The sequence below is a fragment of the Prosthecobacter sp. genome, from assembly GCF_044236155.1.
Taxonomy (GTDB): domain Bacteria; phylum Verrucomicrobiota; class Verrucomicrobiia; order Verrucomicrobiales; family Verrucomicrobiaceae; genus Prosthecobacter.
Map to the genome: position 1 here is coordinate 1 of NZ_JBIIHA010000018.1, position 12,312 is coordinate 12,312.

The window sequence follows — 12,312 nt, forward strand, 5'->3', positions numbered from 1 at the left end:
GAAAAGATCAAACGCATGCAACGCGTGGCCACCCGGTATGACAAAACCGATGTTTCATTCATGGCTTTTGTCCTTCTTGCCATCTGCACTTTATCCCTCAGAAACCAATTTTAAAACACGCCCTAGATTATTCATGAGCCATCTACGGTATCCGCTGAAAAGCCCGGTTCTGCTGCGTTGGGCTTGTTTTGAGAAGCTTCGAGCATTTACCAATGCACTCAGCCTTTCAAAACAGCGCATGCCTTGCAGCCTCAAGCTTTTGAACGGTTTCGCGACAATGTTCATGAATGATCCAGGTTAAGGAACCAAAGCGGTCCACACAATCCTCTGTGCGGAAAGGCGCTTTACTGACCCTGAACCGCACAGAGGAATGTGCGGACTACTTTGAATCAAATCTCCACCTGCTGTCCTAGCTCGATGACACGCCCGACGGGAATCTGGAAATACGTCGCGGGTTGCTGGGCGAGCTTGCTGGCGAAGGAGAAGAGGTGCTCGCGCCAGCGGGCCATGCCGGGGGCTTTGCTGGGGATGATGATTTCGCGGCCGAGGAAGAAGGTGGACTTTTCCGGATCGACCTCGAGCTCGTGCGCGGCGCACTGGCGCAGCAGGCGCGGGACGTTGGGCTTTTGCATGAAGCCGAAACGGCCGGTGACGCGCCAGAAGCTGTCGCCGAGCTTTTCGACCTCGACACGGCGGCTCGGTGGCACCCAGGGCTCGTCTTCGGTGATTAGTGTCATGAAAATGACCCGCTGATGGATGGCTTGGTAGTGCTTCAAGCTGTGAAGCAGTGCGACGGGCGTGCGTCCGTGTGTGCTGGTCATGAAAATGGCGGTGCCAGGCACCTTCACGACTTTACCGGACGCGAGGCTTTCGATGAGCAGCTCCTGCGAGATAGCGCTGCGTTCCATCGAGGCACGCACGAGCTTGCGACCAGTGGCCCAGGTGGTCATGACGATGAAGATGCCCGCGCCAACGGCGAGCGGGAACCAGCCACCGTCGAAGAATTTCACGAGGTTGGCGCTAAGGAAGGCGAGCTCGATCAAGCCGAACACGAGGCACAGCGGCAGTGTCTTGAGCACGCTCCACTTCCACAGATGCCGCGCGGCAAAGTAGAACAGGATCGTCGTGATCAGCATGGTCATCGTGACGGCCACGCCATACGCGGCGGCGAGATTCGACGAGGTGCGGAAGGCGACGACGAGCGCGAGGCAGGCGAGCATGAGCACCCAGTTCACCATCGGGATGTAAATCTGGCCGCGAGCATGCTCGGAGGTGTGTCGGATGCTCAGACGCGGCAGGTAGCCGAGCTGCACGGCGGTGAGTGTGAGCGAGTAGGTGCCGGTGATGAGCGCCTGCGAGGCGATGACGGTGGCGGCGGTGGCGAGCAGCACAAGCGGCAGCATGGCCCAGGCGGGTGCCATTTGGAAAAACGGCGAATGCGCCACCTCGGGGTTGTGCATCAAAAGGGCGCCCTGACCGAGGTAATTGAGTCCCAGCGCTGGAAACACGAGCGAGAACCAGCCGCGGCGGATCGGTCCGGCACCAAAATGGCCCATATCGGCATACAAAGCCTCGCCACCGGTCACGGCGAGGAAAACGCTGCCTAGGATGACGAAGGCCGCGTGGCCGCCGGTCATCAAAAAGTGCCAACCATGCCAGGGATTGAACGCGGCGAGGATTTCTGGCCCGCTGATGAGATGCGAGGCTCCGAGCGCACCGAGGCTGACGAACCACAAACCAGTGATCGGACCAAAAAAGCGGCCCACATTTGCCGTGCCAAGAAACTGCACCGAAAAGAGCACAATGAGGATCAGCATCGTGATGCCCATGATGAGCCACTGCATCTGATGATTCCACGCCTCGGCCGCCAAAGCATCCGCAGGAGCCGCGCCGAGCAATCCGCCGTCTTTGAGACCTTCCACGGCGCTCAAAACGGAGATCGCGGGTGTGATGATGCCATCACCAAACAGCAACGCGGCACCAAACAAGCCCAGCAGCACGGCAAGAGCGCGGCGCTTCATCGTTTCACCCATGCGATGCGTGGCGAGAGCCATCAGCGAGAGCACACCGCCCTCGCCTTTGTTGTCCGCCCGCAGGATGAAGACGAGGTATTTGACGCAGATGAGCAAAATCAGCGACCACAGCACCAGCGAGACGACGCCGAGGACGTGCTCATGCGTGGTGGCGATGTGATGCGGGCTGTGCGGGCTGAAGCACTCCTTCAGCGTGTAGATCGGCGAGGTGCCGATATCCCCAAACACCACGCCGAGCGCCGCAATGACGAGCGTGGTGGTGGAGAGCTTGTGGAGGCCGTGCGAGTCGTTGTCTTTCATGACAACGACACGTGTCCCGCCGCCTCAGCGCCCGCCAGTGAACGGGCGGGCGCACGGCGTTAAGAAAGTGTGAAGAGCTCCGGTTTAGTCGAGGAAGGAGCAAATGTATTCGCAGATGCCCGAGCCGACGCTGATGTCGAAGCCGCTGTTGGCAGGAACGTCGAAGAACTGTCCACCGGTGTAGGTCGTCTTGGTGTCGCTGCCGTCGAGCTTCACCACGCAGTCACCCGCGACGATTTCCATGCGCTCGGCCTTGGCGGTGCCGAAATGAAAGTCGCCGGGATAGATCAGGCCGAGCGTTTTCTTGCTGCCATCGGGAAACAGGATGCTGTGGCTGACGACTTTGCCGTCGAAATAGACGTTCGCTTTCGTGACGGCGGTGACATTCGTGAATTCGGCTGGGATGGCGGACATGAGGCGCGAGGGATAGGCGATAAAGCCACTTGCGGCAAGCGCCGGATGGCCGTGTCTCCCGAGACTGATCATTCCTTCCGCCAGACCATGCCGGACTGCTCCACCACGGCATCGCCACGCACGAGAACGTCCTGGTTTTGATGGTGAATGAGGCAGTTGGTGAGGCGGTGCTGCTTGCCATCGAGGAAGAAAGCCGCGTTCACGTTGTGGTGCAGTTCGCAGTTCGTGTAAGTCGTCACGCTTTCGCCCACATCGGCCACGCCGCCGGCGGAGGAGCCGTTCCAGGCGATCTCGGAGTCAAAGACGTCCATCTGCACGGTTTCATGGGCGCTGATGCCTTCGTCGCCGTTTGAGAAGGCCTTCACGTTTTCGAGCCGCAGGCCGATTCGATGCCCGTGGATGTTGAATCCATCGTTCGCCGCATGCCGGGCGATGATGTTTCGCACCGTGATGTTCGAGCAGGCGATGACCACGCCGCTTTCCAGCTTGGTGGGCGGTCGGATGATGCGGCCGGAGCCGGCAGCTTTTTCCTTCGGCCAGCGGAAGTAGAGCGCGCCATCCGTGGTCCAGGCCATCTGGCCGGGTTTGAGGCTCTCGGGCGCGGTGTAGATGATTTTGCCGGCTTCTCCGCTGTTTTTTTCGGCAACACGGTCGCGACTGATGCGCACGGGCACTTCGTCGATGAACAGACCGGCGCGTTGCTCGTCGGCGACAGGTGGGTGTTCAGGAATCGGACTCTGGGTGGTCCAGAGGTCGCCGTTTTTGACCCATACCTTGTCGGTGATGTCGATGCCGAGGTCGATGATCATGCCTTTGCCATCAAAGACTGCCGGTTTCTCCGGAGTTCCGCCCTGGGACAGGATCAGGGGCGTGCGGCGGATCTCTTGGGCGTGAACGGCGATGAGTGACAGCGAGAAGAGAATGAAGAAACGCATGATGAAAGAATAGGTGCTTATTTAAGCAGTTCCGGCTTTGCCCACAGGGCGTAGTTGCTCTTGGGATCGAGACCACGAGTGACGACATTGAGTTGCAGCAGCGAAACGGAGGAAACATCGCAATCAAACGCATGCGCGGACTCTGTGCCGCTCACGATGGCATTAGCGAGCGGTTTGCCGTCACCCAGCACGGTGAACTCGACGCGGCCTTTGTCGCCAATGCCGGCCTGGAGCCCTGCCATGGCTTTGAAGCGATGGTAAACGCCTTTTGGCAGATGAAAGGTCAGCGCCTTGCCCATGCCGGTGCTGATGCCCTCCGCGAAGTTCTTCTCCAAGACGCCGTCCTTATCAGCTACACGAAGCCGGAGCGGCATGGCTTTGACGCCAGCTTCCATCACCACGTTGCTAAAAGCGTGGCCCCAAAACGGAGCGCTGAAAAAATGCGACTGCGGGTAGTAGAGGTGCACCGCCTCCATCGGCCAGAAGGTCGAAATGCCGGCACGTTCGCATTTCTCTTTCGCGACAGCTTCGAATCTATCCGCGCCGATGCAAAGAATGGTATGCATGGCGTCGGCGACGATCTGCGCGTCCTTCGTTGCTGCTCGGAGCTGGTGTTTTTCGACCGAAGCAGCGTCCCCGGCGTAAAGCGCCTGCATGATCGGCACGGTGGTGCTGCGGGCGTTGATAATTCCCTCGTGCACTCGATGCAATAACCGCCAGCTTGCCTCTTCGACGCTGGTTCCGAGCAGTTGCGGATGATAATCCGCGATGCTGACGGCGAAGTCACCGTTTTCGATCGGGCCGTGAAGCAGCTTGCCTTCCATTACCGGCGTGGGTGGCATGAACTGCTGGAGCAGCGTGAATTGATTGTCACCTGGCACCGTGTGCGAGGGGCTGCCGAAGTCTTCGATCAAATGGCAGATTGTACCCATGTAGCGGGCGGCGTCGCTGATCTTGCCCGCCTTGATCGAATCGACTGCCTTCTGCATGAAGTAGCGCAAGGTTTCGCGGTTCACGATCTGCTCCGCCTGCGGCAGATGCAGCTTTTGTAGATAGACCTCCCCTGGACTGCTCTCCATGGCCGCGAACTTCGCGTTCGTTTTGTCGGAGTACACGTTGTCCGGAATCATGCAGTGCTTCGCGGCCAGCGCTTCGAATTCCGCGCCGAGCAGCTCCTTCTGCCATGTCGGGAGCGTTTCGAGCGCACCCTTCGTGATCGCGTGATGCGGCTGGCCCCAAGACCAGGCTCTCTGCGGTGCGAAGAGAAGCATTCCAAAGGACACAAAAATCAAACGGGCGGCACTCATGCCCACGAAAAGCCCGTTCTATGCGCAATCTTGCGATTTTTCCCAGGGCAGTAGCGTCTCAGGGGTCAACAAAGCCCTCAAGCCGCGCCGGTGAAGAGTCTATCAATCGGCCTGCCATTCCGGATCAGCTGAATCGGGCGGCCGGTGTCGATGTGGTATTCTTTGTGCGGATCGATTCCGATGTTGCGATAGAACGAGGCAGCCACGTCGTCCGGCGTCCAGCCGCCATCGACGGGCTCGGAGGCGGTGGCGTCGGTGGCGCCGAGCACCTGCCCGCCTTGCACGTCGCCGCCGGCCATGAGCGCAAACATGGCACGTGGCCAGTGATCGCGTCCGGCGGTGGCGTTGATCTTGGGCGTGCGGCCAAACTCGCCCGTGACCAATACCGCCGTGGAATCCAGCAAACCCTTGTCTTGCAGTGTGCTGAACAGGGCGGACAAACCCTGGTCAAACTGCGGCAGCAGGGTGCGTTTGAGCTGGGAGAAGTTTTGCTGATGCGTGTCCCAGTTGTCCACGATCACGGTGACAAAGCGCACGCCCGCCTCAATCAAGCGGCAGGCCAGCAGCAGGCTCTGACCGGTTTCGTGCGCGCCGAAGCGGCGGGAAATCGTTTCAGGCGCGCTGCCGAGGTCAAAGGCCTTGCGGGCACTGGCGGAACTGAGGATGCGCCGGGCCTTGTCAGCAAAGGCATCCAGCGCCACCAGTTCATTGCTCAATTTCCCATGGCCGTGGAAAAGCGTGTCGAGATCGCGCGAGAGCTGCTGACGGTTCTCCAACTGCGAAAGGCTGATGTCATTGCCCAGCGTCACGCCACGCACGCTGAAGGGCCGGTCCGCGCGGGGGCGGTCGCCGGTGGCTAGCGCGCTGTGCTGGATGCCAAGAAACCCGGGGCCGTCGAGCGGTTCGTCGATGCTGACAAAGGCCGGCAGGTCCGGGGTTGCCGGCAGTTCCTTGCTCACCACCGACCCGAAGGTCGGATACTTGACGAGCGAACCGGGGCGGTTGCCCGTGAGCAGGTAAGTGCTGCCGAGGCCGTGGTCGGCGAGGTTGTGCGAGATGCCACGGACGATGGCGTAGCGGTCGGCACACCGTGCGAGATTCGGCAGGTGTTCGCAGATCTCCACGCCGTTGACGTTGGTCTTGATCGGCTTGAACTCGCCGCGGTATTCGGAAGGCGAGCCGGGTTTCAGATCGAACATGTCCTGATGCGAGGGGCCGCCTTTCAGGAAAACGAGGATGGCCGAGCGCGCCTTCGAAGGGTCGGTGGCACCCGCGCTTTGCAGGCGCAAAAGCTGGCTGAGGGTAAGGCCGGCGCCGAGGGCTCCGACACGGAGAAATTGCCGGCGATGCATGCAGGAAGTGCGGGGGCTCATGGGCATCAGTGGTTGAGAAGAAATTCCTTGGTGTTGATCAGCGCCCACAGCAGATCGCGGGTGCCATCGGCAACAGTCTTGGCCTGTTCATAGTGCTCACAAGCCCGCTTGAGCTCCTCGACTCGAGGCTTCCGGCCCAGCGTGCGCAGCCAGGCTTCGCGAATCACCATCTCGAGCGCATCGCGGGAGGGTGCGCCGCTTGAATTGAACTGCGATTCGAGTTCGAGCAGCCAGCCGCCCTGGCTGAGCCGATCTTGAACGATCGGATCGTTTCGAGTGAACAGGCTTTGCAGCAGCGATGGTTCGGAGGATCGTTCGCAATCGCTGTTCGTGGCCCGCGCCGGCTTGCCAAAAATGTTCATCGCGTAAGTGCCGGCCATTCGCATCGACAAATGTCCGACCGACCGGCGGTCCAGGTCCTCGCGAACGTCCTCAAGGCGGTCGCTGGCGGCCACCACCTGAGCGAGCGCGTCGTAAACGACCTCCGCAGGCAGCCGGCGTGGGACGGCGCGGCTGAAATGGCGTTCGTCACCGGTGTTGGTCGCATTGAGCCTCCAACTGCGCTGATAGGCCTGGCTGTTGGTGATCTCGCGGTGAATCCATTTCATGTCATAACCGCTGGCGATGAAGCCTGCGGCGAGATGATCCAGCAGCGGCTCATTTGACGGAGGATTGGCCGGGCTGAAATCGTCAGTCGGATGAACGATGCCGCGGTGGAAGTAGTTGGCCCAGACACGGTTCACGAACACACGGGCAAAGTAGGGATTGTCCTTCTCGCTCATCCACTCCATCAGCACCGCGCGCGGATCCTGGTCGGGCCGCACCGTCACATCGCGGTCGCCTAACAGCCTCAACTTCATCACGGGGCGATTGCCGGTCTCGACGTAAAGTTCGCGCCAGGGGATCACACCGCCGTTCATCGCGGTCGCCTGCATGTCACCGTTGACCATCATCTTGCTCATGCTGGCCATGTCCATGGTCGCACTGGCCGCCGAGGCAATCCGTGCAGCCGCGTCCTTGGCCGCTGGCGGCACGCCAAACTTCACCGGCTCGAAGAACCGGGCGAACTGCTTGAAGTCCTGCTGGGTCCATTGATCGAAGGGATGCTTGTGACACTCGGCGCACTGCAGGCGCACACCGAGAAAGCTGTGCGCAAACGCCAGCGCCTTTTCCTCGGGCTTGGTCACGGAGCGCCTCGTCCAGTAGTGCTGCAGTGTTTCGCGCTCAGTGAAGTCCGCGGGATTCTTCTCGCGGATGTAGGAGGACATCTCCGCCGCGTAGTCCTCGTAGCTTTGCCCGGGACGGCGTCCCGTGGCGATGACGATGTCGGCGATGAGCTTGTCGTAGGGCTGGTTTTCGCGGATGCGGCGGAACATCCAGTCATACCATTGTGACGCGAGCGTCTGGCCGAGTTCGGCCTGCTGGGTCGGATTGTTGCCGGTGAAGTCGCACAGTTTGTTCGCCCACCAGGCCGCGTAGGCGGGGCGTTCCAGAAGCTCATTGATCTTGCGCGTTCGTTTGTCCGCACGGCTGTCCGCGAGGAAAGCCTCCACTTCGGCGGGAGCGGGCAATGTTCCGGTCATGTCGATGCTCACACGGCGCAGGAAGTCAGCGTCATCGCACACGTCAGACGGCATGAAGCCCAGTTTGCCGAGCTTGTCTCCGATCAAGCGGTCCACGGTGGTCGCGGCGGGCTCTGTGGCGGCGGATGCGACTGCTTTGAAGTAGGGCCGCAGCACTGGCACCGCGGCGACTCCGTTGTCGTAGAAAACCACGATGTGCGTGTCTCCGGAGCCGTGAGCAGTGACTCGCCCGTTCGAATCGACAGCCGCCACGGTGTCGTTGTTGCTCTGAAAACGGCAAAGCTCCGTCACATCCTCGCGCCGGCCATCCGACCAGAGGGCGACCACACGCAAAGCGGCACGGTCACCGCTCTCGCGAAAGACAATCTCCGTGGGCGACACCTCCAGGCGGTCAAACTGCTGCCTGGCCGCGACAGGAGAGCCGCCCTGAATCCAGCGCAGCAGCAAATCATACTGCCAGCTGCCCATCTCGATCTTTTTACCGCCCTTGTGATCCACCGTCTCAGTCGGCTTTTGCAATAGCAGGCTCTCCGCCGGCTTCTCCCGGTTCACCCGCGCCGCGCCGTGTTTCTCCACCCATTGAGTGAGGGCCTTGTGATCGGCGTCGAAATCATAACCGAAGAGCGAGAGCTGAAACCCGCCCTTTCCCTGTGCCGAACCGTGGCACTCCCGGCCGTTGCAGCCCGCCCGGCTCAGCAGCGGCAGCACATGCCGCTGAAAGTCCGGCGTCACCCGCTGGCCCGCTTCCATGGCGAGCTGCTCGCGAATCGACGGCAGCGTGTTGCTCCATGCCACGATGGGATGGAGCACGCAAGGCAGCCAGGCCAATCGTCTCCAAAACCCGCATGCACTCGCTGCATCGGCTTTCATGGCTCGGATGGTTCGATGACACTTTTACTCCGCCTTGCGCAGCATCTCGCCCGGGAAATCCAGAACCTCGCCACCGTTGTGGAAGGCGGCCAGCTCAATCCGGTCGCCCACATTCAGCACCAACAAGGAATCCACCCACTTACCGGCGATGCCACGCACTTTCCACTTCTGACCGACACTGCCTGCCGCGTTCGGCGCGGCGCTCTTTTTGAAGGCCGTCTTGATGCTCTCGATCTGGATTTCGACCTCGCCTTTCTCGACGTCCTTGGCCAGCAACTTGGCAATCAGAAGGCCACGAAAGCCTTTCAGGTCATCCCGGGAGCCCGTGGCGTTCGCAGCCGGCTCAGCCTCCACTTTCTTGAGCCATTCGCCGACAAAATCGAGTTCCTCACCGCGATGGTGAAAGGCCTCGACCTCGACTTGATCGCCGACCTTCAGCGTCAGCAGCGTGTCCAGCCACTTGCCGGTCACTCCGTTGACCTTCCAAGTCTGACCGACGGCCTGCTCGGGATGCTCGGCCTTGTTTTGCTTCCACACGCGGGAAATGCGGGCGATTTTCACCTCCAGCGTTCCCTTTTCCTGATCCTTCGAGATCAGCTCGCCCACAAACATCCCGCGGAAGCCGTTCAAGACCTCGCCTCCGCCGCCTTTTGCGCTTTCCTGCGCGGGAGCAGCGACCTTCTTCATGCCTTCGCCGAGATAAAGCATGTCATCGCCAGTGAGGTGCTTCGTCTCGATCTCCAGATGATCGCCGGGATTGAGCACGACGAGCACATCGAGTGCCTTGCCATGAATGCCTCCCACCTTGACCGTGCGCCCGACCACCAGGTTGGGCTCGGGGGCCTTGTTGTTCTTCCACACATGCAGCAGCGAACCCACCTTCATGACCATCGAGCCTTTCTCCTCGTCCTTGCTGATGAGCTGGCCGGAGAGATGGCCGCTGAAGCCATGCAGGCCCTCCGGCAGTTTCTGTCCTTCAGCGGCCGCCGCAGGCGCATCGGGCTTCTTATCTTCTGCGGTTGCGGGGACGGAGGCAAGCAGTGAGGCACTCGCAAAAATGGCGGCGGTTTTCGAGATGATCGAGGGTTTCATGGATGAGTGGGGTTGAGGTTGGGAAGAAAGCGAGGGACCCGAAGCCACGGCGCGGGGCGCGGCCAGTGAGGTGAGGATGAGCGCTGCAAGCGCGAGGGCTGCCGCCCAGCGCTTCAGGCCACCGGCGGCGGCGCGGTCATCCGTGCCTTCGAGCAGTGACTCGATGCGTTTGCCAAGCGTCGAACGGCACCCGGCCATGCCCGCAGCCAGCGGATGCAACACCGGCCGGTCGCCGGCTCCGACCAGCCATTCGCCCAAGGCCACGAGCGAACGGGCTAGACCCGACTCGTCCGGCAAAACATTCAGTGCCCGACGATCCGCCAGATACTCCGCTTCCGCACGGAGATGACGCCGCGCCACCTGATTCAGCGGTTGGAAGAAGAACAGGCAGGAGATCCATTGGCCTGCCATCAGCCACCACGCATCTCCACGCACCAGATGCGCCAGCTCATGGGCGATCACCGCCTCGAGTTCGATCGCATCCAGCCTTTGCACAAAACCCTTCGGAAGAAACAAACGCCAGCGTCTCAGACCGGTGACCATCGGTCCCTGGATCGTCGGCGTGATCCAGATCTCCACCGATCTTGCGCTGCCAAAACGATTCAGGATGTTTTGTGCCAGATCAACAGTCTCACCGCGCTTCACGCATTTCGCATCACGGCGCAGTCGAACTAGCCCAATCCAGCTCCGGGCCAGTCGCAAAGCCCCAAGCAAAACCAGAGCCAACCAGACCCACGGCAGCCATCTGAAAAACCGCGCAACAGCCTCAAGTACGCCAATCGACCCGCGCTCGGTCGAAACCGGCTCCGTCTCGCTCATCGCCCTCTCCTCAAGCGCCATCGGTTGCGCACCTTTCGCGGACAGAGGCACCTCCACCGACGATGACGGCACCGCCTCGGCCAATCCAGCCTCCGATGACGCCAAAGCCCAAACATGACCCCAGTGCGGAGGCAGCAGCACGCTCTGCGCCAGCGTGGTCAACACCGCGCCGACCAGCGCTGCCTTCCAGAGCAGTTCCCGCACTTCGGGCAGACGTGGCCGTGCCAGCCGTACCCCGATCCAGACACCGCCGATCAGCAGCGTTGAGTGAATCAGGTAAGTCAGCAGCCACGCGCTGATCGTTAGACTAGTTTCCATGGCTGCCTCCCCTCCGTCGTTTTGGCTTGGCGGCCTCGTGTTTCGCCACCATGGCCTTGATCCGAGCCAGCTCGGCAGCATCCACGTCCTGGGTCTCCAGCAGATGGCTCACAAGCTCCGCCGGACTGCCTTCAAACACACGCTCGACCAGCTCGCTGACCATGCTGCTGCTCACCTCATTCTCGCGGACCGCCGCCCGGTAGAAAAAGGCGCGTCCCTCAGACCGGTGGGAGACCGCGCCCTTCTGTTCAAGGCGCGAAAGCATCGTGGACACCGTGGTGTAGGCCACAGGACGCTCCTCCTCCAAAGCCCGCTGCACCTCGGACACCGTGGCTTCGCCACGGCTCCATAGGACTCGGAGAATCGAAAGTTGCAGTCGGCTCAAGGTCATGGCTGAAATCGGGCAAAGTGCGGTTCGCGCAGTGGTAAAGACGCTTTCAACTACAGATGTAGAAGAATGTTTCTTTCCAGCCTGATTTTTTTGATCAATCGACCCTGGCAGGCCTTTCGAGCACGGCTCAAAGCCCGGGAACGCCAAATCGCCGCCCGGGTTTCTGGCATCTCCATTCCCAAGGCTAAACGCGACTGCCTCCATGCAAAAATTTGGCTCCGTGGTGGAGGACGCATCGTTGAATTGTCCGGAATTGGCATAAGAAGACAAAGCGATGCGTCGTTCTCGCTGCACCATGAAGACGCTCACCATTCTCATTGCCGGCCTCGCCCTTGCGTGCGGGGGATTTGCCCAGAACGCGAAGGAAAATCCGAAGCAGGTGCTTGAAAACCTGATGCGCCAGGCCGGCGAGGCAAAGGCCGCCGGCCGTCTCGACGAGGCGCGTGAGCTGGGTGCCAAGGCCGAACGTTTTCGCGACGAGCTGCAAGGCCGCGAGGGCATGAAAAAGCCGGAGAAGCACACAGAAAAGCATCCCGGCAAGGAGATGCCGCATTTCAAAGGACCCGAGGCTGAGCGCCTTCATCACATCATGCAAGCGGCGGAGCACCTGCACATGGCAGGCCTGCACGAGCCCGCGAAAAACATCGAGGAGATGGGCCAACACCTGCGCCGCGAGCTGGAGGAACGCATGAAGCGCGAACAGGCCGAGGCGCACGGCAAGGAAGGCAAACGCATGGGCGGCGAGAAACCGCAGGCGGAGCTGGAGGAGATGCGCCAGCAGATGCGCAAGATGGCGGAAATGATCGAGCAGCTCCAGATGGAGCTAAAGAAGCGTGATGCAGACAAGATCCAGCCGCTGAAGCAATAAACGGACATC

The 12,312-nt window shown here is 60.9% G+C and carries 9 protein-coding genes; 1 reads left to right on the forward strand and 8 read right to left on the reverse strand.

Annotation, left to right across the window (positions count from 1 at the left end):
• Nucleotides 1–389 precede the first annotated feature (389 nt).
• From ACILSE_RS15310 to ACILSE_RS15345, 8 genes are all read right to left on the reverse strand, one after another.
• Nucleotides 390–2,333 (reverse strand): potassium transporter Kup, encoded by a 1,944-nt coding sequence (locus ACILSE_RS15310; protein WP_395718284.1) that lies wholly within the window; start codon nt 2,331–2,333, stop codon nt 390–392.
• An 84-nt stretch (nt 2,334–2,417) separates the two neighbouring features.
• Nucleotides 2,418–2,747, reverse strand: coding sequence for a pyrimidine/purine nucleoside phosphorylase (locus ACILSE_RS15315; protein ID WP_395718285.1), 330 nt, complete (start codon nt 2,745–2,747; stop codon nt 2,418–2,420).
• A 68-nt stretch (nt 2,748–2,815) separates the two neighbouring features.
• Complete coding sequence (locus ACILSE_RS15320) at nt 2,816–3,682, reverse strand: right-handed parallel beta-helix repeat-containing protein (RefSeq protein ID WP_395718286.1); 867 nt, start codon at nt 3,680–3,682, stop codon at nt 2,816–2,818.
• 17 nt (nt 3,683–3,699) lie between these two features.
• Nucleotides 3,700–4,989 (reverse strand): NPCBM/NEW2 domain-containing protein, encoded by a 1,290-nt coding sequence (locus ACILSE_RS15325; RefSeq protein WP_395718287.1) that lies wholly within the window; start codon nt 4,987–4,989, stop codon nt 3,700–3,702.
• Nucleotides 4,990–5,066: 77 nt separating this feature from the next.
• Complete coding sequence (locus tag ACILSE_RS15330; protein WP_395718288.1) at nt 5,067–6,362, reverse strand: DUF1501 domain-containing protein; 1,296 nt, start codon at nt 6,360–6,362, stop codon at nt 5,067–5,069.
• A gap of 5 nt (nt 6,363–6,367) precedes the next feature.
• On the reverse strand, nt 6,368–8,755 hold the full coding sequence (locus ACILSE_RS15335) for a DUF1549 domain-containing protein (RefSeq protein ID WP_395718289.1): 2,388 nt from the start codon (nt 8,753–8,755) through the stop codon (nt 6,368–6,370).
• Nucleotides 8,756–8,839: 84 nt separating this feature from the next.
• Complete coding sequence (locus tag ACILSE_RS15340) at nt 8,840–11,044, reverse strand: M56 family metallopeptidase (protein WP_395718290.1); 2,205 nt, start codon at nt 11,042–11,044, stop codon at nt 8,840–8,842.
• Entirely contained in the window at nt 11,034–11,435 is a 402-nt protein-coding gene (locus tag ACILSE_RS15345; protein ID WP_395718291.1) for a BlaI/MecI/CopY family transcriptional regulator, read from the reverse strand. Before ACILSE_RS15345 ends, ACILSE_RS15340 begins: the two co-directional genes overlap by 11 nt.
• A 295-nt stretch (nt 11,436–11,730) precedes the next feature.
• Here ACILSE_RS15345 and ACILSE_RS15350 point away from each other — a divergent pair, with 295 nt between their 5' ends.
• Complete coding sequence (locus ACILSE_RS15350; RefSeq protein WP_395718292.1) at nt 11,731–12,303, forward strand: hypothetical protein; 573 nt, start codon at nt 11,731–11,733, stop codon at nt 12,301–12,303.
• The last annotated feature ends 9 nt before the right edge of the window (nt 12,304–12,312 follow it).